This is a genomic window from Komagataeibacter sp. FNDCF1, assembly GCF_021295335.1.
Taxonomy (GTDB): Bacteria; Pseudomonadota; Alphaproteobacteria; order Acetobacterales; family Acetobacteraceae; genus Komagataeibacter.
Genome location: NZ_JAIWOT010000001.1, coordinates 1,142,596 through 1,164,289 on the forward strand (window position 1 = coordinate 1,142,596; position 21,694 = coordinate 1,164,289).

General features: G+C 66.5%; 20 protein-coding genes, 1 tRNA gene and 1 other RNA gene. 18 read left to right on the forward strand and 4 right to left on the reverse strand.

All coding sequences use genetic code 11. From position 1 onward, the window contains the following. Positions 1–24 precede the first annotated feature (24 nt). A complete protein-coding gene (gene guaD / locus LDL32_RS05360) occupies positions 25–1,362 on the forward strand; it encodes a guanine deaminase (protein WP_233064992.1) in 1,338 nt (445 codons plus the stop codon). A 21-nt stretch (positions 1,363–1,383) separates the two neighbouring features. Here the strand turns inward: guaD and LDL32_RS05365 are convergent. After that, positions 1,384–1,473 (reverse strand) — tRNA-Ser (locus LDL32_RS05365). A gap of 247 nt (positions 1,474–1,720) precedes the next feature. Here LDL32_RS05365 and rplU point away from each other — a divergent pair. The 4 genes from rplU (at position 1,721) to proB (ending at position 4,712) form a co-directional block, all read left to right on the forward strand. Beyond that, positions 1,721–2,035 (forward strand): 50S ribosomal protein L21, encoded by a 315-nt coding sequence (gene rplU, locus LDL32_RS05370; protein ID WP_007400197.1) that lies wholly within the window; start codon positions 1,721–1,723, stop codon positions 2,033–2,035. A gap of 63 nt (positions 2,036–2,098) precedes the next feature. After that, positions 2,099–2,368, forward strand: coding sequence for a 50S ribosomal protein L27 (gene rpmA / locus LDL32_RS05375; RefSeq protein ID WP_233064993.1), 270 nt, complete (start codon positions 2,099–2,101; stop codon positions 2,366–2,368). Positions 2,369–2,517: 149 nt separating this feature from the next. Beyond that, a complete protein-coding gene (gene obgE, locus LDL32_RS05380) occupies positions 2,518–3,561 on the forward strand; it encodes a GTPase ObgE (RefSeq protein WP_233064994.1) in 1,044 nt (347 codons plus the stop codon). Continuing rightward, on the forward strand, positions 3,558–4,712 hold the full coding sequence (proB, locus tag LDL32_RS05385) for a glutamate 5-kinase (protein WP_233064996.1): 1,155 nt from the start codon (positions 3,558–3,560) through the stop codon (positions 4,710–4,712). Before obgE ends, proB begins: the two co-directional genes overlap by 4 nt. 6 nt (positions 4,713–4,718) lie before the next feature. On the opposite strand, the gene LDL32_RS05390 is transcribed toward proB, so the two are convergent. Both LDL32_RS05390 and LDL32_RS05395 read right to left on the reverse strand, forming a co-directional pair. Continuing rightward, positions 4,719–5,429 (reverse strand): hypothetical protein, encoded by a 711-nt coding sequence (locus LDL32_RS05390; RefSeq protein ID WP_233064998.1) that lies wholly within the window; start codon positions 5,427–5,429, stop codon positions 4,719–4,721. A 79-nt stretch (positions 5,430–5,508) separates the two neighbouring features. Beyond that, complete coding sequence (locus tag LDL32_RS05395) at positions 5,509–5,784, reverse strand: DUF2312 domain-containing protein (protein WP_233065000.1); 276 nt, start codon at positions 5,782–5,784, stop codon at positions 5,509–5,511. A gap of 251 nt (positions 5,785–6,035) precedes the next feature. Here LDL32_RS05395 and zwf point away from each other — a divergent pair, with 251 nt between their 5' ends. Then, entirely contained in the window at positions 6,036–7,517 is a 1,482-nt protein-coding gene (gene zwf / locus LDL32_RS05400) for a glucose-6-phosphate dehydrogenase (protein WP_233065002.1), read from the forward strand. 8 nt (positions 7,518–7,525) lie between these two features. Beyond that, positions 7,526–7,978, forward strand: coding sequence for a hypothetical protein (locus LDL32_RS05405; protein WP_233065004.1), 453 nt, complete (start codon positions 7,526–7,528; stop codon positions 7,976–7,978). On the opposite strand, the gene LDL32_RS05410 is transcribed toward LDL32_RS05405, so the two are convergent. After that, complete coding sequence (locus tag LDL32_RS05410; RefSeq protein WP_233065005.1) at positions 7,896–8,927, reverse strand: alpha/beta hydrolase; 1,032 nt, start codon at positions 8,925–8,927, stop codon at positions 7,896–7,898. The genes LDL32_RS05405 and LDL32_RS05410 overlap by 83 nt on opposite strands. A 104-nt stretch (positions 8,928–9,031) precedes the next feature. On the opposite strand from LDL32_RS05410, the gene rnpB reads away from it, so the two are divergent. The 11 genes from rnpB to LDL32_RS05465 all read left to right on the forward strand — a co-directional run bounded on the left by rnpB (position 9,032) and on the right by LDL32_RS05465 (position 21,693). Further along, an RNA gene (gene rnpB, locus LDL32_RS05415) (RNase P RNA component class A) lies at positions 9,032–9,442 on the forward strand. Positions 9,443–9,769: 327 nt separating this feature from the next. Next, entirely contained in the window at positions 9,770–10,243 is a 474-nt protein-coding gene (gene mraZ / locus LDL32_RS05420; RefSeq protein WP_233065006.1) for a division/cell wall cluster transcriptional repressor MraZ, read from the forward strand. Further along, positions 10,240–11,241 (forward strand): 16S rRNA (cytosine(1402)-N(4))-methyltransferase RsmH, encoded by a 1,002-nt coding sequence (gene rsmH / locus LDL32_RS05425; protein WP_233065007.1) that lies wholly within the window; start codon positions 10,240–10,242, stop codon positions 11,239–11,241. The genes mraZ and rsmH overlap by 4 nt, the downstream gene beginning before the upstream one ends. Beyond that, positions 11,238–11,999 (forward strand): ABC transporter permease, encoded by a 762-nt coding sequence (locus tag LDL32_RS05430; RefSeq protein ID WP_233065008.1) that lies wholly within the window; start codon positions 11,238–11,240, stop codon positions 11,997–11,999. The genes rsmH and LDL32_RS05430 overlap by 4 nt, the downstream gene beginning before the upstream one ends. A gap of 37 nt (positions 12,000–12,036) precedes the next feature. Then, positions 12,037–14,070: a penicillin-binding protein 2 gene (locus tag LDL32_RS05435; protein WP_233065009.1), complete on the forward strand. Its 2,034-nt coding sequence runs from the start codon at positions 12,037–12,039 to the stop codon at positions 14,068–14,070. A gap of 5 nt (positions 14,071–14,075) precedes the next feature. Beyond that, positions 14,076–15,548: a UDP-N-acetylmuramoyl-L-alanyl-D-glutamate--2,6-diaminopimelate ligase gene (locus LDL32_RS05440; protein WP_233065010.1), complete on the forward strand. Its 1,473-nt coding sequence runs from the start codon at positions 14,076–14,078 to the stop codon at positions 15,546–15,548. Next, entirely contained in the window at positions 15,545–16,936 is a 1,392-nt protein-coding gene (murF, locus tag LDL32_RS05445; protein ID WP_233065011.1) for a UDP-N-acetylmuramoyl-tripeptide--D-alanyl-D-alanine ligase, read from the forward strand. The genes LDL32_RS05440 and murF overlap by 4 nt, the downstream gene beginning before the upstream one ends. Then, entirely contained in the window at positions 16,936–18,027 is a 1,092-nt protein-coding gene (mraY, locus tag LDL32_RS05450) for a phospho-N-acetylmuramoyl-pentapeptide-transferase (RefSeq protein ID WP_233065013.1), read from the forward strand. The genes murF and mraY overlap by 1 nt, the downstream gene beginning before the upstream one ends. Continuing rightward, positions 18,024–19,424: a UDP-N-acetylmuramoyl-L-alanine--D-glutamate ligase gene (gene murD / locus LDL32_RS05455; protein ID WP_233065015.1), complete on the forward strand. Its 1,401-nt coding sequence runs from the start codon at positions 18,024–18,026 to the stop codon at positions 19,422–19,424. Before mraY ends, murD begins: the two co-directional genes overlap by 4 nt. Beyond that, positions 19,421–20,581: an FtsW/RodA/SpoVE family cell cycle protein gene (locus LDL32_RS05460; protein WP_233065017.1), complete on the forward strand. Its 1,161-nt coding sequence runs from the start codon at positions 19,421–19,423 to the stop codon at positions 20,579–20,581. The genes murD and LDL32_RS05460 overlap by 4 nt, the downstream gene beginning before the upstream one ends. Beyond that, on the forward strand, positions 20,578–21,693 hold the full coding sequence (locus tag LDL32_RS05465; protein ID WP_233065019.1) for a UDP-N-acetylglucosamine--N-acetylmuramyl-(pentapeptide) pyrophosphoryl-undecaprenol N-acetylglucosamine transferase: 1,116 nt from the start codon (positions 20,578–20,580) through the stop codon (positions 21,691–21,693). Before LDL32_RS05460 ends, LDL32_RS05465 begins: the two co-directional genes overlap by 4 nt. Position 21,694 lies beyond the last annotated feature (1 nt).

Consider the following 21,694-nt stretch of genomic DNA (forward strand, 5'->3'; position numbering starts at 1 on the left):
GCGGCGGGGGGGCCGGAGCCAGACATGACCCCTTCCCCCCTCCCCGCCGATGCCGCCCTGCGCGGGCATGTCATCACCTTTCGCGGCAATCCATTCCTCACGGCGCCCGATGCGGCGCTGGTTGATGAACCCGACGGGCTTGTCATCATACAGGCGGGGCGCATCACCCATGTCGGCCCGTACGGCCAGACGGTGGCGCACCTGCCGCCAGGGCTGGAGGTAACAGATTACCACGGCTGCCTGATCTCGGCAGGCTTTGTGGACACCCATGTCCACTACCCGCAGCTGCCCATGATCGCGGCTTACGGCGAACAACTGCTGGAATGGCTGGAACGCTACACCTTCCCCACCGAACGCCGCTTTGCCGATGAAGCCTATGCCACCGCCATCGCCCGGCGTTTCCTGTCCGAACTGCTACGTGGCGGGACCACTACGGCTGCGGTATACTGCACCGTCCACCCGCAGTCGGTTGATGCGTTCTTTGCCGAATCCACCCGCCTTGGCACCCGCATGGTGGCGGGCAAGGTGCTGATGGACCGCAACGCGCCCGATTACCTGCGGGATACGGCGCAGCAGGGCCATGACGAATCGCTGGCGCTGATCGAACGCTGGCACGGCAAAAACCGGCAGCATTATGCCGTAACGCCGCGCTTCGCCCCCACCAGCACACCCGCGCAGCTTGAAGCGGCAGGCAGCCTGCTGGCGCGTGACGAAACGCTGTTCATGCAGACCCACCTGGCCGAGAACCGGACGGAAGTGGCCTGGGTGGCTGAACTGTTCCCCGATAGCCGGTCCTACCTTGATGTGTATGACCGCGCGGGCCTTGTGCGCCCGCGCAGCGTGATGGGACATGCGATCCATATCGATGAGCATGACCTGCACCGCTGCCACGCCACCGGCTGCGCGCTGGCGCACTGTCCTACCTCCAACCTGTTTCTGGGCAGTGGCGCGTTCAGGCTGTTCGATGCGCTTTCCCCCGCACGCCCGGTCCGCACAGGGCTGGGCACGGATGTGGGGGCGGGTACCAGCCTGTCACAGCTGCGATCCATGAACGAAGCCTACAAGATCGCGCAGACGGGCGGCCATACGCTGCACCCGGTGCAGGCCTTCTGGCTGGCTACGGCAGGCGGCGCGCATGCCCTGCACCTTGATGACGTGATTGGTACGATCGCCCCCGGCATGGATGCCGATCTGTGCATACTCGACCCCCAGGCCACACCGCTGCAGGCGCTGCGCACCCAGATGTGCGACAGCACGGCCGACATACTGTTCACGCTCATGATGCTGGGCGATGACCGCAGCATCCGCGCCACCTACGTGGCGGGCCGGCTGGTGCATGACCGCGACAGGACTGGAATGTAGGGGAAAACACACGCGATGCAGTGGCGGAGAGGGTGGGATTCGAACCCACGGTACGCTTGCGCGCACAACGGTTTTCGAGACCGCCCCGTTCGACCGCTCCGGCACCTCTCCAACTGCACGCGGTGATGCAGCGGCTTATAGGGGCGCACGGGAATGGGCGCAAGGGGTCTTTTTTACCCCGCCCCGTGCCCCATAAAAAATATTGACCTGCGCCCCCCCACCCAGTAAAAGCCCGCATTCACCCCGCGCGGACGGGGCGCCGCTGCAATTGCGGCCAATATAAAAAAGCGACTGGGCCGTGTCGCCTGCACCATCACGGTGCCGCACACGCCAAGAGATCGGAAAGACAGATAGAGACATGTTTGCAGTTATCCGTACCGGCGGTAAGCAGTACCGCGTTGCCAAGGACGCCGTCCTGAAGATTGAAAAGCTGGAAGGCGAAGCCGGCGCCACGATCACCTTCGACCAGGTTCTGGCCGTTGGCGGCGAAGGCGGCACGACCATTGGCGCGCCCACGGTAAAGGGCGCGACCGTCACGGCAACCGTGATCGCGCAGGACCGTCTGGCGAAGGTCATCATCTTCAAGAAGCGCCGCCGGCAGAACAGCCGCCGCAAGAATGGCCACCGCCAGCCGGTGACCGTGGTGCGCATCTCCGCGATCAACGCCGCCTGATCCCCCGCCCGGTTGCGACCGGGCCGGTTCGATCAGAGATTTCAGTTTTAAGGAGTTCAGGCAATGGCACAAAAAAAGGCAGGCGGTTCGTCCCGTAACGGACGCGATAGCGCCGGGCGCCGTCTTGGCGTCAAGAAGTTTGGTGGCGAAAGCGTCATCGCAGGCAACATCATCGTCCGCCAGCGCGGCACGAAGATGAAGCCCGGTGTGAATGTTGGCGTGGGCCGCGACCACACCCTGTTTTCCCTGGTGGACGGACATGTGAAGTTCGAACGCCGTGCGGAAGGCCGTGTGCACGTATCCGTGCAGACCCTGCCGCTGGCAGCGGAATAAGGCATACGCCTTAATCACTGCGGGAATACCCGAATTGAGGGGGGCGGTCATTCTGGCCGTCCCCCTTTTTCGTATGGTGCCGGGCATGGTTTCCGGCATCATGCATGCACAAAGGGCGCGCGTGACGCACCCCGACCGGATCGCAGGCAATGAAGTTTCTTGACCAGGCCAAAATCTATGTAAAATCCGGCGATGGCGGTGACGGTGTCGTTGCCTTCCGGCGTGAGAAATATATCGAATTTGGCGGTCCGGACGGGGGCAATGGCGGCCGGGGCGGGGATATCGTGTTCGAGGCGGTCGACAACCTCAATACCCTGATCGATTTCCGCTATACCCAGCATTTCCGCGCCCGCAAGGGCGGTAATGGCGCGGGCTCCGACAGAACCGGGGCTGCGGCCGAGACGGTCGTGATCAAGGTACCCATCGGTACCCAGATCTTTGACGAGGACCGCGAGACCATGCTGGGTGACCTGGACGTGGCGGGCAAGCGCCTGCTGCTGTGCCGGGGCGGTGATGGCGGGCGCGGCAACGCACATTTCAAGACCAGCACCAACCGCGCCCCCCGCCGGGCGGACAAGGGCTGGCCGGGCGAGGAACGCTGGGTCTGGCTGCGGCTGAAGCTGATTGCCGATGTGGGGCTGGTCGGCCTTCCCAATGCGGGCAAGTCCACCTTCCTGTCCACCGTATCGGCGGCAAAACCCAAGATCGCGGACTATCCCTTCACCACGCTGCACCCGCAGCTGGGCGTGGTGCGGCTGTCGGTTACGGAAGAATTCGTGATTGCCGACATTCCCGGCCTGATCGAGGGCGCACATGAAGGCAGCGGGCTGGGCGACCGCTTTCTGGGCCATGTCGAACGCTGCGCGGTGCTGCTGCACCTGATTGACGGCACGGCGGAGGTGGAAGACGTGGTGACCGCATGGCGTACCATCCGCCATGAACTGTCGGAATATGGCGGTGGCCTGGCGGACAAGCCCGAAATCATCGTGCTGAACAAGATCGACGCCCTGCTGCCCGAGGAAGTTGACGAACGCCGCACGGCACTGGAACAGGCCAGCGGGCAGAAGATCATGACCATGTCCTCCGTCGCCCATATGAACGTGGACAGGGTGCTGCGGCAGTTGCAGGATTTCGTGACCCGCGACCGCGCGGAAAGAACGGAAGAAGCAAAGGGAGAGACCCCCGCGACATGACGGACACCACCCCCCTGCCCCATCTGCGCACGGCGCGGCGTGTTGTCGTAAAAATCGGCAGCGCCCTGATTGTCGACCCCGAACAGGCCATGCCCCGGCAGGCATGGCTGGACAGCGTGGCACAGGACATAGCGGACCTGCGCGCGCAGGGAACGGAAGTGGTCGTGGTCTCCTCGGGCGCCATAGCCCTTGCCCGCCACCAGCTGGGGCTGACGCGGCGCGTGCTGCGGCTGGAGGAAAAGCAGGCAGCCGCCTCCGTCGGCCAGATCCGGCTGGCGCAGGCCTGGACCGACGCGCTGTCCGGCCACGGGCTGACGGCAGCCCAGTTGCTGCTGACCCCTGATGATACCGAAAACCGCCACCGCTACCTCAATGCCCGTGCCTCGCTCAACACGCTGCTCGCACTGGGCTGTGTGCCCGTCATCAACGAGAACGATGCCATCGCCACGATCGAGATCCGTTTTGGCGATAACGACCGGCTGGCTGCCCGCGTGGCCGAAATGATCAATGCGGACCAGCTTGTGCTGCTGTCCGATATTGACGGGCTGTATACCGCCGACCCCCGCAACAACCCCGATGCCCGGCACCTGCCCGTGGTCGCTGCCCTGACCGACAGCATCGAGGCCATGGGCGGCGCGCCGCCACCGGGCTACTCATCGGGCGGCATGCGCACGAAGCTCATGGCGGCCCGCATTGCAACCCAGGCGGGGTGCGCCATGGTCATCGCGCGCGGGCAGGATCTTCACCCGCTTGGCCGCCTGCGCGATGGCGCGCGCTGCACATGGTTCCTTCCCGCCCCCGATGCCCGTTCGGCACGCAAGAACTGGATCGCGGGCAGCCTGACACCGGCGGGCCACATGGTGATCGATGATGGCGCGCTCAGGGCGCTGGAGCAGGGTTCATCCCTGCTGCCTGCGGGCGTGAGCGGGGTCGAGGGCGATTTTGACCGTGGCGACCTGATCGCGGTGCTGGACCGGCATGGCCGCAGGGTCGCCTGCGGGCTTGCGGCCTATACGGCGGAGGATGCGCGCCGGATCGCGGGGCACCAGTCGGACAGGATCGAGGCCCTGCTGGGCTGGCACGGTGCCGATGAACTGATCCATCGCGATGACCTCGTGCTGCTGACCCGCACGGACCCCGCATCCGACTGAGCCTGCTTAGGCATCCGGGCGCGGTGGCCAGCGCAGGGTCGGCTCCGCACGTGAACCGCGCTCGGGCGGCCAGACGGATGCCCTGACCGGGCGGTGAGCCGCAGCCGCTGCCTCGCGTGCCGTAGTACGTGCCGGCCCACGGCTCCATTCGGACAGGGCCGGCCCCGCATCCCGCTCAGCCCGCAACGGTTCGGGCGGATGGGCAGGAGCGGCAGGAGCCACCGGGCGGGATGGCCATTCCTCCGCCACATCCCGCACGCGCGGGGGCTCTGCCGGTTCCGGCCGTAGGGGCATGGCTGGCGGGGCGGTGGCGGCAGGCTGCCGTGGTGCATGGGGTGCGCGGCGCGCATAGGCGGGAATGTCGCTATCCCCCTCTGCATGATCGGGCCGGGCGGGCATGGTCGCGGGCCGTGGTGGTTCCGGCTCCCACAGGGGGGCGGCCGGCTGCGCATGACGGGGGGATGGGGCATCGGCCAGCGGTTCCGGCCCGGCAGGCGATGCGGCAGGCGGCGCGGCGGGCGCATTCAGCCCCATCGCCAGGACCCGCAATTCGGCCTGCAGGTCATCAATCTGGATGGCCAGACCGTCCAGCCGCCCCTTGACGCCAAACACCGCAAAAGGCACCAGCAGCCAGACCAGCGCGAGCAGGACCCCACCCACCAGCAGCACCGCCTGCGCCCAGGGCGGCATCCATTGCGGAAAAAGGGACGACAGCATGGATCGCGTACCCTGAACTGAAGTTATCCGGCGGCACGGGCACCACCCCACGCCGCCAGGCCATTGCTGGCCGGGCCCGTTACATGCCCAGCGCGCGGCGGTAGATGTCGAGCAGGGTTTCCTGTTCCTCCACTTCCGCGGGTTCCTGCTTGCGCAGGCGGATGATCTGACGGATCACCTTTACATCAAAACCGGCGGATTTCGCTTCGGTAAAAATATCCTTGATGTCGCCGGCCAGCGCCTTGCGCTCCTCCTCCAGGCGTTCAACGCGCTCGATAATGCTGCGCAGGCGGTCGGCCGCGATACCACCAACGGCGGCAGGCGTATCGTCCGCCTCGAAAGTGTCGGCATTCATGGCAGATGTCTCCAGATATCGTGATTGTGCCGTTATGCGCCCATCAGCAACATGAAGGGAATGTCACTAGGCGATGGGGTGGAACGGCGGGATTATCGTGCCACCGCACGATGGTCAATGCCAACTTGACAGGCCGGAGAGGCGGGCCGTAATCGAAGTGGCAGCCCGTATGCAGCTTTTGCGGCATGCCCCAACCCCACGCATGCCCCCCGGCACGCACGGCACATTATACAGGCAGGAGGCCAACTTCCATGGCACATCTTCCACCCGTTGATACCTTTGACTACATCGTTTTTGGCGGGACAGGGGATCTGACCATGCGCAAGCTGCTGCCTGCGCTCTACCACCGCTACCGTGACGGCCAGATCCCCGATGATTCCCGGATTATCGGCACCGCCCGTTCCGCCCTTTCGCGCGCCGACTACCAGCAGCGCGCCACGGAGGCGCTGCGCGAACATGTCAAGGACAAGGCACTGGACGACGCCACGGTCGCACGGTTCGTGAACATGGTGCATTATGTCAGCCTGAACGGGGCAGAGGCGGACAGTGACTGGCCCGCGCTGAAAACCCTGCTGGGCAGCGTGCCGCCGGGGCGCATCCGGGTCTATTACCTGGCCACGTCACCCAGCCTGTATGGCCAGATCTGCGAGAACCTGAGCCATGAGGACCTGATCACGCCCCAGTCCCGCGTGGTGCTGGAAAAGCCGATCGGGACCGACCTTGCCAGTGCGGAGGCAATCAATGACAGCGTTGGCCGCCACTTCCCCGAAAACCAGATCTTCCGCATCGACCACTATCTGGGCAAGGAGACGGTCCAGAACCTGATCGCCCTGCGCTTTGCCAACCCGGTGTTCGAGCGCCTGTGGTCGTGCGATGCGATCGACTACGTACAGATCACGGCGGCCGAGACCGTGGGCGTGGAAAACCGTGGCCCCTATTACGACCGCTCCGGCGCGCTGCGCGACATGATCCAGAACCACCTGCTGCAGGTGCTCTGCCTGGTGGCGATGGACCCGCCCGTATCGCTGGGCGCCGACAGCGTGCGCAACGAGAAGCTGAAGGTGCTGCACGCCCTCAAGCCGATCGAGGCGGACGACGTGGCCATCTATACCGCGCGCGGCCAGTACATGCGCGGCACCATTGGCGGACGCACGGTGGGCAGCTACCTCGAGGACCTGGGCGAAGGGGTGACCAGCGAGACGGAAACCTTCGTGGCACTGAAGGCCGAGATCCTGACATGGCGGTGGGGCACGGTGCCCTTCTACCTGCGTTCAGGCAAGCGCATGGCCGAGAAGTCAAGCGAGATCGTGATCCAGTTCCGCGGCGCGCCGTGGTCGATCTTTGCCAACCGGCCTGACGCCAACCGCCTGATCATCCGCATCCAGCCCGATGAGGGGATGATGCTCTCGGTCTCGACCAAGGACCCGACGCCTACCGACAGCCTGGCCCTGCGCAAGGCCGACATCAACATCGAGTTCGAGAAAGCCTTCAACATCCGCTACCCTGACGCGTATGAGCGGCTGCTGCTGGACGTGGTGCGTGGTGATCCGATCCTGTTCATCCGCCGCGACGAGGTGGCCGCCGCATGGCGCTGGATCGACCCGATCCTGCAGGGCTGGAAGGAAAACAAGGCACCCCTTGAACCCTATCCCGCAGGCACATGGGGGCCGGAGGGCGCACGCAACCTGCTCTCCCAGTCGGGGCACCTGTGGCATGAGGACATGAAGAACTAGCAATCCACATGGCACAGGATTCCTCCCCGCCGCCGCGTCTGTCACGCAGGCGCGCACCGGTCACGCTACGCCAGCGCATCATCCGCCGCGTGCTCATGCTCGTGCCCATGGCGGCCCTTGTCTTCCTGGTCGGGCGCATGGGCTGGCTGGACCAGGCGGCGGATAAAATCACCTTCTCGCGCACCAGCTGGTTCGACAACACCGCGCTGGTCGAACATTACCGCACCATCGTCACCCATAACGGCATGACGTCCGATTCCGGCAACTGCCTGCTGTTCGTGCTCAACGGCAACGACCCGCCGGACGCCACGCATATCGATGTGATGGAAAAACATTCCGGCACCTGCCCCGGTGGCCGCAACACCCTGCCAAAACTGTTTACGCTGCAGATCGACCGGATTGACCAGAAGGCGCTGACGGACTGGCAGAGTCCGGGCGTGTTCCACCCGTTGCCCCGCTAGCAGTCCGCAGCGCATGGCGCAGGGCCTTCGCGCCGTAATGAATGGCCTCCCGCCCGGCGGGCAGGACGGAATAGAAGTTCAGGAACCCGTGCACCGTGCCCCGCCATGTGCGGGTCCGGGCCGGACTGCCGGCCTTCTGCATGGCGGCGGCATATCCCGTTCCCTCGTCATGCAGGGGGTCGCATTGCGCAAGCCCGATAACCGCGGGCGCAAGCCCCGCGAACGAAGGGGCGAATATGGGGGCCAGCCGCGGGTCGCGCAGGTCGGCGGGCGTGCGGACATACTGCTCCGCATACCATTCCATGAGTCGGGTCGAGAGCACGTGGCCATGGGCATAGACCTCCCGCGAGGGTACCGCGCGCTCCCCGTACAGTGACGGATAATAGAGCAGTTGCATGGCCAGTTCCGGCCCGCCCCGGTCGCGCGCCATCTGCGCCAGGACGGCGGCCAGCGTACCGCCCGCGCTGTCACCCGCCACCGCAATCGGGCCGCCCCAGCGGTGGGCCTCGCCTGCCAGCCATTGCAGGGCGGCCCAGCAGTCCTCCACCGCAACGGGAAAGCGGTGTTCGGGTGCCAGGCTGTAGGCGATGGACAGCACCGCCGCCCCCGACTGCCGCGCCAGCCTGCAGCATATGCCGTGATGCGAGTTCAGCCCGCAATGCACATACCCGCCCCCATGCATGTACAGCACCACCCCGTGCACCCGCCCATAGGGCACGTACAGCCGCGCGGGCAGCAGGCCCGCCTGCCCCGGCACCCGGCAGTCGATCACGCGCCGGACCTGCAAGGCGGACAGCCCCATGGGAAAACATGGGCGGTCGAGCCTGCGGCGTATGTCCTCCAGCGTATGGGGTGTTTCGTCCCGGCGGCGCGATGAGGCCCACTTCATGCCCCCCAGCAGCAGGCGGGTCAGCAGGCCGGGACGGGACATCGGGGTGGAAAGGGGCATCGGGCGCACTCCGGCGGCGGGAAATCGGGCTTGCAGGCGCGGCAGCAGGCCGCCATACCATTTATCGCTTGACGCCAGGGGCATGCACCGCCAGTTTCCGCATGCCAGACGGTCGGACGGTCGCTGTCGGGTGGTTTGTGCCACGCGATGGAGGAAAGTCCGGGCTCCACGGAAAAACGGTGCCGGCTAACGGCCGGCGGGGGCGACCCCAGGGACAGTGCCACAGAAAACAGACCGCCCCCACGGCAATGTCCGTAGCAATACGGGCCGTGTTGGGGGCAAGGGTGAAACGGTGCGGTAAGAGCGCACCGCATGCATGGCAACATGGATGGCAGGGCAAACCCCACCGGGAGCAAGACCGAATAGGAACGGCGGATGGGCCGCAGGGCGCCATCAGGGGTTTCCGCCCCGTCGTTCGGGTTGGTCGCGCAAGGTGTGCTGCAAGGCACATCGCAGAGGAATGACCGTCCCGCCCCATGGGCGGACAGAACCCGGCTTACAGACCGTCTGGCATCTTTTCCTGTTCCATTACGCGCAGGCGCCATTGGCGCCTGCTACCCAGAGTTGTTTACAAGTATTAACAACAAAGAACAAATCATAAACACGGCACATTGCTGCCATATTGCATGCCAATTGGGTTCTTTACCTGTGCCGCATCCTGTCTGTGCTCAAATAACTGTAGTTTTCAGCCATCTTTCCTACATCTTTAATTGACCGCCCATGAAATCCCATGTTATCCCATGCGCATGCCGGATACAGGATGACTGCGGCCCACAGGCGGCCTTCGCCAGCACGGAATCCACGGTTCCTGAAATTCATGCCAAGGGAGGGCATCGCGCAGCGTGAGTGTATTCCTGGGCACACACCAGAACCGGCTGGATGCAAAGGGACGGGTCTCGATCCCCTCCGCATTCCGCACGGCGCTGCGTGCCAGGGCCAAATCGGGCGAGCCGCTGGCCATCCTGCGTCCGTCCCATCTGCATCCCTGCCTGGAGGCATGGCCCGCCGATGCTTTTGCCGCACTGACCCGCCCGCTGGATGAAATGGATATCTTTTCCGAAGATCACGACGACCTCGCCACCGCGCTCTATGCCGACGCCTATCCATTCGAGGCCGACAGGGAAGGCCGCATCCTGCTGCCCGACACACTGCGCGCCCATGCGGGCCTTACGGATCAGGTCACCTTCATGGGGCTTGGCCGCACCTTCCAGATCTGGAACCCGCAGGCGGCGGAAGAACGCCGCGCCGCCGCCCGTCTCCGCGCCCGCAGCCTGACGGCGGGCCGGGGGGCTGCCAGCACGGGCACGCCATCATGAACGCCTCCTTCCCCCCCCATGACCCGGGGCATGTACCCGTCATGCTGGCCGAGGTGATGGAATACCTCGCCCCGCATGATGGCGGCCGCTACGTGGATGGCACGTTTGGCGGTGGCGGCTATGCGCGCGCCATCCTGGCGTCCTGCGCGTGCCAGCTGTGGGGCATCGACCGCGATCCCGCCGCCATTGCGCGCGGGCAGGCACTGGCCCCCACCTACATCACGGCCGATGGCACGCCACGCCTGCACCTGCTGCACGGCGGCTTTGCCGACATGGCCGCCCTGCTGGCGGATGCGGGTGTGGCGCGGGTGGATGGCATCGTGCTCGACCTCGGCGTGTCGTCCTACCAGATTGATGAGGCGGATCGCGGCTTTTCCTTCCGCATGGACGGGCCGCTGGACATGCGCATGGGCGACACCGGCCCCACGGCGGCCGACGTGGTCAACACCCTGCCCGAAGATGAACTGGCCGACATCATCTACCATTATGGCGAGGAACGGCTCTCGCGCCGGGTCGCGCGCGCCATCGTGGCCGCCCGTGCCGGATCGCCCCTGCTGCGGACCACGCAGCTGGCTGATGTCGTGCGCTCCGTGGTGCGGCCCGACCGCTCGGGCATCGACCCCGCAACGCGCACGTTCCAGGGGCTGCGCATTCACGTCAATGACGAACTGGGGCAGATCAGGCGTGTGCTGGAACAGGCACGGCACCTGCTGGCGGCGGGTGGCCGGCTGGTTGTCGTGTCGTTCCATTCGCTGGAGGACAGGCTGGTCAAGCAGGCCATGGCCCTTGCCGCGGGGCGCGTGCCCGCCCCTTCGCGCCATGACCCGCGCGCCATGACCGAGCGCGCCGGCCCCACAGGCTTCAGGCTCCTGACCGGACGCCCCATCCGGCCCGGAGCAGAAGAAACCCGCCGTAATCCACGTGCACGCAGCGCAAGACTGCGCGCGATGGAATGCATTGCCCCCCTCTCCATTCCAGAATCGGAACCTGCCGAATGAGTCGGTTTGTCACCCTGTTCTTTGCCATAGTGGCAGCAGCGTCTGGCCTGTTTCTGTACAACAAGAAGCAGCAGACGACCGCGCTCGACCACCAGATCGCCCAGATTGTGGAGCAGACGGAGCATACCCGCTCCCAGACGGCGATGCTGCGCGCCGAATGGGCCATGCTGAACCAGCCCGACCGGCTGGGCACGCTCGCCAGCCGCTACGACAGGGGGCTCCAGCCCGTAACGCCCGCGCAGTTCGTGCAGATGTCCGCCCTGGCCGATCACCTGCCCGCCGTCGGCAGCCCGCCGTCCCACCCGGCTCCCGCGCCGCGCGCCACCATGGTGGCCACCCTTGCGGCTGACCATGTACAGCCAACGCCGCACGATACCACCGTGGCGCTGCCTGCACATGCGCCCCCGGTCGCCCCGCATGTCACATCCCCCGCCCCCCGCCATACCGATCCGCAGCCCGTGGCGCATGACGCGCTGGCCCGCGCCCTGGCCCAGAACGATGTCCATCCCGCGCCACGCGCGCCGGAGCATGCCCATGTGGCCGAACACCTGGCAGCGGCCGAACCGGCCCGCACCCCCAGCCTGCGTGACAGCATCCTGGCCGGTGCGCATGTGAATGCGGCCAGCTACCACCCGCGCAGCCAGAACATAGCCGAAGCGGCATGGCGCCCGGCGGTGGCCCCCCGCATCATGGGGGGAAGTTCGCTGGGTACGCCGCATGTAACCGCCCTGCCCCCGCCGGTGCCTGTCAACAACTGATGCCATCCCCCGACCGGCTTCCCCGACCGGAACATACATGAACAGCACGCCCCATGACCGAACCGCCCAGGGTACGCAGGCTTCCTCCCCCATAACGGGAAGCCTGCGTACCATTATGGCGCAGCACCGCATGCATGCGCGGCTGCTGGTGGTGGCCGGGGTATTCTGTGTCCTGTTCTCGGCCATTGGCATCAAGCTTACGGTCGCCACCATCATCCGCCCCATGCCGCCCCAGCAGCAGCAGATCGCACCGCAGGTCCCCCCCATTCCCAAAAGCGACCCCAAGGGCATGATCGCGGGGGATGTGGCGCTGCCGCAGGTGCACCGGGCCTCGATCATCGACCGCACGGGGCAGGTTCTGGCCATGTCCCTGCCCGTGGCGCAGGTCTATGCCAACCCGCAGGAAATGATCGACGCGGCGGATGCGGCCCACAGGCTGAAGGGCGCACTGCCCACGCTGGACGAGGCCGAGACCCGGCGGCGGCTGTCGCTCAACAAGCAGTTCGTGTATCTGGCGCGCGACATTTCCCCGGCACAGGAACTGGCCATCAACAACCTGGGCATTCCCGGCGTCTATTTCGAACCGGGGGAGCGGCGCCGCTACCCCATGGGCCGCGTGGCCGCGCAGATCCTGGGTGGCGTGGATATTGACGACCATGGCGTGGCGGGCGTGGAGCGCTTTTTTGACAAGCGTCTGGATGGTGACCGCACGCCGCTGCGCCTGTCGGTTGATGTGCGGGTGCAGAATGTGGTGCATGACGAACTGCAGGCCGCCATGGACACGTTCCAGGCCATTGGCGCCTGCGCCATCGTAATGGATGTGCACACGGGCGAGATCATAACCATGGTCAGCCTGCCCGATTACGATGCCAATGACTTTGGCCATGCCTCACCCGATTCACGGTTCAACCGGGCCGTGACGGGCATGTACGAACCCGGCTCGACCTTCAAGCTCCAGACCACCGCCATGGCGCTGCAGGAAGGGATCGCCCATATCTGGGACCGTTTCCCAAGCACGCCCATCAAGATCGGCCGCTTCACCATTTCGGACATGAAGAACGATCATTTCGACCCCTGGCTGACACTGCCGGAAGTCATGGCCTATTCCTCCAACCCCGCCGCCGCCCATATCGCGCTTGATGCCGGGTCCGCCCGCCAGCAGGCGTGGCTGCGCCAGATGGGCTTCTTCTCCCGCGTGCCGATCGAACTGCCCGAAGCGGGGCGGCCCATCATTCCCTCGGTTGCCAACTGGGGTGTTTCCACCACCATGACCGTGGCATTCGGCCATGGCGTGGCCGAACCACCGCTTTCCATCGTGCGCGGTACGGCGGCAACGGCCAATGGCGGTTTCCTGCTCCGGCCCACGCTGGTGGCCAGTGCGGCCGCCAGCGCCGACAGCACCGATGGCGCGCCTGATGCCGCGCAGACCGTCCCGCCGGATGCGGAACGGCTGATCTCGGCCGCCAATTCCGACATCCTGCGCAGGATCCTGCGGCTGGACGTGACCAAAGGCACGGGCGGCAAAGCGGAATCGCCCGGCTACTACGTGGGTGGCAAGACCGGTACGGCGGAAAAGATCGGCCCGCATGGCGGCTACCTCAAGCATGTAAACGTGTCCGCCTTTACCGGCATCTTTCCCATGAACGCGCCGCACTATGCCATCTACGTCATGCTCGACAGTCCCAAGCCCACCGCCCAGACCCATGGCTGGACCACGGCGGGATGGAACGCCGCCCCCACGGCATCCCACATGATCACACGCATCGCGCCCATGCTGGGCCTGTTCCCCGATACGCAGCATGAGGCGACCATCGAGGCGTCACTGGCCATTCCCATGAAGCCTGCCGTGCCGCGCGGCTACCGCGCGCTGGGGCCGGGCAATGACCCCGGCACCGCCCGCCTGCATGAACATGAACGCGAAAGTGCCGCCGCGACGGCAGCCCGCACGCATGCCACCGCCCGTACCCACGCCCGTGACGCGGCACAGGCGGCACAGCTTGCAGGCCATGCCCAGCATGCGGCCAATGACCGCTCCGTCCTGCCCGCCCGCCCCGTACCCGGCAGGGGATGAAACGGATGCACCTGCCTGAACTCCTCCACCGCGCGGGGGTGGACATCATACTGCCCGTCGATGCGCGCACGCTCGACATTCACGGCATTTCCGCCGATAGCCGCAAGATCGGGCCGGGCATGATCTTTGCCGCCCTGCGCGGCACGCATGGTGACGGGCGCGCCTATGTGGCGCAGGCCTGCGCGCAGGGGGCCCGCGCCGTGCTGGTGGACGACGAAGCCACGTTTACGCCGCCGTCAGGGGTAGTGTGCCTGATGGTTGCGGATGCGCGCGCCACCCTTGCGCGCATCGCCCGTGCGCTGACGCCACGCCTGCCCACGCACATCGCCGCCATTACCGGCACCAACGGCAAGACCAGCACGGCGGAATTCCTGCGCCAGATCTGGAGCCTGCAGGGCATGCAGGCGGGCACGATCGGCACGCTGGGGGCCATCGCCCCCTGCCCGCTACCCGATTGCGGGCCCGTGCTGACCACGCCGGACAGCGTGGGCATGATGCGCCTGCTGGGTGCGATGGCGGAAGCAGGCGTGGAGCATGTGGCGGTTGAAGCCTCCTCGCACGGGCTGGCGCAGCGCAGGCTGGACGGGCTGGCACCGTATGCGGCGGGTTTCAGCAACCTGACCCACGATCATCTGGACTATCACGGCACGCGCGAACACTACCGCGCGGCAAAGCTCCGCCTGTTCGACACCATCCTGCCCGAAGGGGGCATTGCCGCAATCAATGCGGACATGGATAAAACCACATGTCACGCGCTGCGCGCGGTCGCGGCACGGCGCGGGCTGGTCCTGCGCACCACCGGCATGGCGGGCAGGACCTTGCGCCTGCTCGACGCAAGGCCCACACCGGCGGGACAGGTGCTGCATCTGCTCACCCCGGCGGGCAGGCGGGAAATGGAAGTACCGCTGGTCGGCCGCTTCCAGGTGGACAACATGCTGCTGGCGTGCGCCATGGCGGACAGGGATGACACCGCACCCGACCGGGCAGCCAGGCTGCTGCCGCGGCTGCATGGCGTGCGCGGACGCATGGAGCGGGCGGGCGTGCTGGACAGCGGGGCGGCGGCCTATGTCGATTTCGCCCATACGCCAGACGCCATCGAGCGCCTGCTGTCCTCGCTCCGCCCCCATACGCCGGGCCGGCTTGTCATCGTGATGGGCGCGGGCGGTGACCGTGACCGGGGCAAGCGCCCGGTAATGGGGGACATCGCAACCCGGCTGGCCGACCGGGTGATCGTGACCGATGACAACCCGCGCACGGAGCAACCCACCGCCATTCGCGCGGCCATCATGGCCGCCGCCCCCGGCGCCATCGAGATCGGTGACCGCCGGCAGGCCATCGCGGCCGGGCTGGAGATGCTGGGGCCGGGCGATGTGCTGGTGGTGGCGGGCAAGGGCCACGAACAGGGCCAGACAGTCGGCCACGACGTACTGCCATTTGATGATGCCACGGTGATCCGTGACCTGATGGGGACTGAATGACACTGCTATGGAACCGCGCGGACCTGCTGGCCGCGACATCGGGGTATTTCGCATCATCTTCCGACACCGACATCACGGGCACCGGTGTGTCGATCGACACGCGCACACTGCGCCCGGGCGATGTGTTCATCGCGCTGCAGGGCGAGAACAGCAACGGGCACGACCATGTGGCCCGCGCGCTGGACGCCGGGGCGGCCGCCGTGGTGGCGCATCAGGACTGTGGCGCGGACCCGCGCATCGTGCGCGTGGGCGACACGCTGGCCGCCATGCAGGACATGGCGCGTTATGCCCGCGCGCGGTTTGCGGGCCGCATGCTGGCCGTGACCGGCAGCGTGGGCAAGACATCGGTCAAGGACATGCTGCATGCGGCGCTGGCCGCCTGTGGCCCCACGCATTGCGCCGTGGCGTCCTACAACAATCACTGGGGCGTACCCCTCACGCTGGCGCGGCTGCCCGCGGAAGCCGCCTACTGCGTGTGCGAGATCGGGATGAACCATGCGGGCGAGATCGCCCCGCTGACCGCCATGGTGCGGCCCGACGTGGCGGTGGTGACCACGGTCGCCTCCTCCCATCTCGGGCTGATGGGCAGCGTGGATGCCATTGCGCGTGAAAAGGCCGAGATCCTGCTGGCGCTGCCCACGGGTGGCATCGGCATCATTCCCGATGGCATAACGGGCCAGACATATTTCACACGGAACGCGGACCGTGCGGGGGCCACGTTGTGGCGGGCGGGCACGCAGACGGGATGTAGCATTGTGCCCGGTGCGGTGCAGGCCACGGCGGAAGGCAGCGATTTCAGCCTGGACATGCCGGGCTGGCAGGGCCGAGCGCATGTCGGGGCGCCCGGCATGCACATGGCCACCAACGCCATGCTGGCGCTGGGTGCCGCGTGCGCCGCGGGCGCCGACATGGCGCGCGCGGTCACCGGTCTTGGCCACTTCCGCCCCGGCGCGGGGCGCGGGGCCATCACAAAGGTGATGCAGGACAAGGTTGCCCTGCTGGATGAAAGCTACAATGCCTCACCCGCGTCCGTCCGGGCGGCACTGGACCTGCTGGGGCTGGTTGCCACCGGGCGGCGTGTCGCCATTCTGGGTGACATGCTTGAACTGGGCGCGTTCGCGGGGCATGAGCATGTCTCCCTTCTTCCTGCCATCCGCGCAAACGCGGATACTGTCTTCTGTTGCGGCCCGAATATGAAAACACTTTTCGACACCCTGCCTTCTTCCCTACAGGGGGGGTGGACCCCTGATTCGGGGCAGCTTGCCCCCCTGGTGCGTGCGGCCCTGCGCGCGGGTGACACGGTCATGATCAAGGGCAGCCTTGGCAGCCGCATGCGCCATGTCGTGACCGCCCTGCAGGCGGATGATGCGCGGGTGGGACCGGCCTGATGCTGTATGACCTGTTCCAGCAGCATGCCACGGCCCATACATCCGTGCTCAACCTGTTCCGCTACATCACGTTCCGTTCCGGTGCGGCGTGCCTGACCGCGCTGGTGATCAGCCTGTGCCTGGGCACCCCGCTGATCACGCAGCTGCGCCGCATCCAGCGCGGCGGCCAGCCCATCCGCGCGCTCGGCCCAGAACGCCACCTGATCGAAAAGGTCGGCACCCCCACCATGGGCGGCGTGCTGATCCTGCTCTCGCTGTTCGGCTCCACCCTGCTGTGGGCGGACCTGACAAACGGGTTTGTCTGGGCGGTGATGCTGGTCACGCTGGCCTTTGGCGCGGTGGGATTCGCCGATGACTACCTGAAGCTGTCACGCCGCAACACGGACGGGGTGTCCAAGCGGATGCGGCTGGGGTGCGAGTTCGGGGCCTCGCTGATTGGCGGGATCTGGCTGGAACACATGATGCCGCCCGACCTTGCCAACCACCTTGCCTTCCCGTTCGTAAAGGACCTGCTGCTGCCGCTAGGCTACGCCTTTCCGCTGTTTGCCATGATCACCATTACCGGTTTTGGCAATGCCGTGAACTTTACCGACGGGCTGGACGGGCTGGCCATCGTGCCGGTCATTATTGCGGCCCTTGTGTTCGCGCTCATTTCCTATCTGGTGGGCAACCACGTGTTTGCCGACTACCTGCAACTGCATGCCGTGCCCGGCACGGGGGAACTCGGGGTGTTCTGCTCCGCGCTGGTGGGGGCGGGGCTTGGCTTCCTGTGGTTCAACGCGCCACCTGCCGCCGTGTTCATGGGGGATACGGGGTCGCTGGCGCTGGGCGGCGCGCTGGGGGCCGTGGCCATTGCGGTCAAGCATGAGCTTGTACTGTGCATCGTGGGCGGGCTGTTCGTGGTGGAGACGTTTTCGGTCATCATCCAGGTGTTCTGGTACAAGCGCACCGGGCGGCGTGTGTTCCTGATGGCACCGCTGCACCACCATTTCGAGAAGAAGGGCTGGGCTGAATCCAAGATCGTCATCCGGTTCTGGATCGTGTCCATCGTGCTGGGGCTGTGTGGTCTGGCCACACTGAAACTGCGGTGAGCACGCCCTTCCCCCCCACCCTGTTCGCAGGGCACCACTATGGCGTGGCGGGCCTGGGCCGCAACGGCAACGCGGCCGTGGCGGCCCTGCTGGCCATGGGGGCCAGCGTCCATGCCTGGGATGACAATGCCGCCAGCCGTGCGGCCCTGCCCGCCCACCCCCGGCTGAAGGTCGGGCCCTTCACCAGCATGACCGGGCTGGCGGGGCTGGTGCTCTCACCGGGTATCCCGCATATTTTGCCTGCCCCGCATCCGCTGGCGCGCATGGCGGTGGAGGCCGGGGTGCCGATCGTCTCGGATGCGGAACTGCTGTTCCGCGCCGTGCGGGCGACAGGCAGCCGCGCGCGGTTTGCGGGCATTACCGGCACCAATGGCAAATCGACCACAACAGTCCTGCTGGCCCACATGCTGGCCTGCTGCGGCATACCGGTAGCGGCGGGCGGCAATCTGGGGCCTGCCGCGCTCGGCCTGCCGCTCCTGCCGGATGACGGGGTGTACGTGCTGGAAATGTCGAGCTACATGCTCGAACGCCTCGAGCAGATGCATTTCAACGCCGCCTGCCTGCTCAACCTTACGCCCGATCACCTTGACCGCCATGGCGACATGGCAGGTTACGAGACAGCCAAGCTGCATGTATTCGACCACCAGCACGCGGGCGACCTGGCGGTACTGGGGGCAACGCTGCCCGATTACGTACGCCTGCACCGCAGGCTTGCCGCAACCCGCACGCGCATTGCCTGCGTCAGCGGGGCGGATGTCGAACAGTGTGATTACTACTGCACGGCCCATGCACTGTGCGACCAGGGCGGCGTGATTGCCGACCTGGATGGCGTGACGGAACTGCCCGGTACCCATAACCGTGAGAACGCCGCCGCCGCCACGGCCATGGCCGTGCATCTGGGCATGCCGCGCGCGATGGTCGAAGCGGCACTGGCCACGTTCAGCGCGCTGGACCACCGGCAGAAGAAGGTGGGCCGGATTGGCGGCATAGACTTCATCAATGACAGCAAGGCCACCAATGCCGACGCCAGCGCGCGCGCACTGGCCTGCCACGAACGGATGATCTGGATCGCGGGCGGCATGGCCAAGGCTGGCGGGATAGAGGAACTGGCCCCCCTGTTCGGTCGTGTGGCGCTGGCCCTGCTGGTCGGGCGCGACGCGCCGGTACTGGCCGCGACCCTGGCCCGGCACGATATTCCCCACCGCATTGTCGATACGCTGGAACGTGCGGTGCCCGAAGCGCTGGAAGCCGCGCGCGCGCTGGGTGTGGATGTGGTCATGCTTTCCCCCGCCTGCGCAAGTTTTGACCAGTTCAGCGGGTTTGAGGCACGTGGCGCGCATTTCGCGGCACTTGTCCGTGCACTGGCCCCCGATCCGGACGGGCCTGCTGCACAATGAGCGGGCTGTCACGCATAAACACCTCCTGGGCAGCGAAGTGGTGGCGGAGCATCGACCGGATCACGCTGATCTGCGTGGGTATCCTGATCGGGTTCGGCTATATCCTGATGCTGGCGGCAAGCCCGGCGGTGGCCGTGCGTATCGGCGCCTCGCGCGATATGTTCATCTTCAAGCAGGTCTGCTTCCTGATCCTGGCGCTGGTGATTGTCATCTCCACATCACTGCTCTCGCTGCGCGGGGTACGGATCACGGCGTGGGTCGGCTTCGTTCTGGCGCTGGGGGCGACATTCCTGACACTTGTCCATGGCATCGAGATCAAGGGCGCGCGACGATGGATCGCGCTGCCCATGATGTCGGTCCAGCCATCGGAATTCCTCAAGCCCTTCTTCGCCGTGATCACGGCCTGGCTTCTGACCCAGCGGCGGGTAAAAACGTATTTCCCCGGTCTGGCCGTGGCCCTGGGCCTGTTCGGTCTGGTGCTGTTCCTGCTCAAGTCACAGCCCGATATCGGCATGCTGAGCGTGATCACGACGGTGTTCCTGACCCAGCTGTTCCTGGACGGGATGAGCCTGTTCCTGGTGGGGGCGGGCGTGGCCAGCATGGTCGCGGCGTTTGCCGGCGCGTATATGGTGTTTCCGCATGTGCGCTCCCGCGTCGAACGCTTCCTGCATCCGGCCGTGGGGGACCACTACCAGATCGATACGGCGCTGCGCGCCTTTGGCAATGGCGGCCTGCTGGGCCGTGGCCCCGGTGAGGGACGGGTGAAGGACCTGCTGCCCGACGCCCATGCCGACTTCGTGTTTGCCGTGGCGGGAGAGGAATTCGGCATGCTGGTCTGCCTGTTCATCATTGGCGTGTTCGCCACCATCGTCATCCGCACGCTGCTCAAGCTGCTGCATGAAAAGGATCCCTTCATCGCGGTGGCCACGGCCGGGCTGGTGACGGGGTTCGGGCTGCAGGCATTCGTCAACATGGGGTCGACGCTTCACCTTATCCCGACCAAGGGCATGACGCTGCCTTTCATTTCCTATGGCGGTTCCTCCGCCATGTCGGTGGCGCTGACCATCGGCATGGTCCTGGCCCTGACCCGCAACCGGATGGGGGATGACCTGCTGTTCGGGCCTGCCTCCTCCCCATCGCAGAAAGTCCCGTCATGACCCGTCACTGCATTGCTGTCGCGGCCGGTGGTACCGGCGGCCACTTCTTCCCCGCCGAGGCGCTGGCCTGTGAACTGGTGCGCCGGGGGCATGACATCCTTCTGATGACCGACCGGCGCGCGGGCACGCGCAGGACAGGCATCTTTGCCGGGCGCCAGCAGTTTGTCCTGCCCGGTGCGGGCATTGCCGGGCGCGGCATGATGCGCGCCAGCCGGGCGGCGCTGGCGCTGGCGCGGGGCACCATGCAGGCACGCGCCATCCTGGGCCGCATCAGGCCCGCCGCCGTCATCGGCTTCGGGGGGTATCCCTCCGTGCCGCCACTGCTGGGGGCCAGTCTCCTGCCCCGGTCCGCGCGGCCGCTCCTGTTCCTGCATGAAGGCAATGCCGTGCTGGGCAAGGCCAATGGCTTCCTGGCCGGGCGGATGGACGGAATCGCCACATCCTTTCCCGTGGTGGCCGGTGTACCGGCGCGCATTCCCGCCACCCTGACCGGCATGCCCGTGCGGCGCGACATCGCGGCACTGGGGGGGGAAGGCTACACCCCCTCCAACGGGGTCATCAACCTGCTTGTCTGGGGCGGATCGCTGGGCGCGCGGGTGTTCAGCGATGTGGTGCCCCCGGCGCTGACCGCCCTGCCCCCTGCCCTGCGCGCGCGCGTGCAGGTGACCCAGCAGGCCCGGGCCGAGGATGTGGAGCGTGTCGGCGCCGCCTACCGCGCGGCCGGCATTCCCGCCATTGTCGCCCCGTTCCTGGGCGATGTGCCGGAGCGGCTGCATGCGGCCCATCTTGTCATTGGCCGTGCCGGTGGCTCATCGGTCGCGGAACTGACGGTGGCGGGCCGCCCGTCGCTGCTGGTGCCGCTGCCCATCGCCGCACGCGATGAACAGGGCGCCAACGCGCAGGCGCTGGTCGATGCGGGGGCGGCGTGGATGATCCGCCAGCCGCAGTTTACCGCGCAGGCGCTGACCGAACGGCTGGCAAGCTTGCTGGCCGACCGCGACCTGCTGACCCGCACGGCGCAGGCAGCGGCCGGCCTTGGCCGCCCCGATGCCGCCGCCCGTCTGGCCGACATGATAGAAGCCCGCTTGCCTGACCTGCCCCACCCCGCTTAAT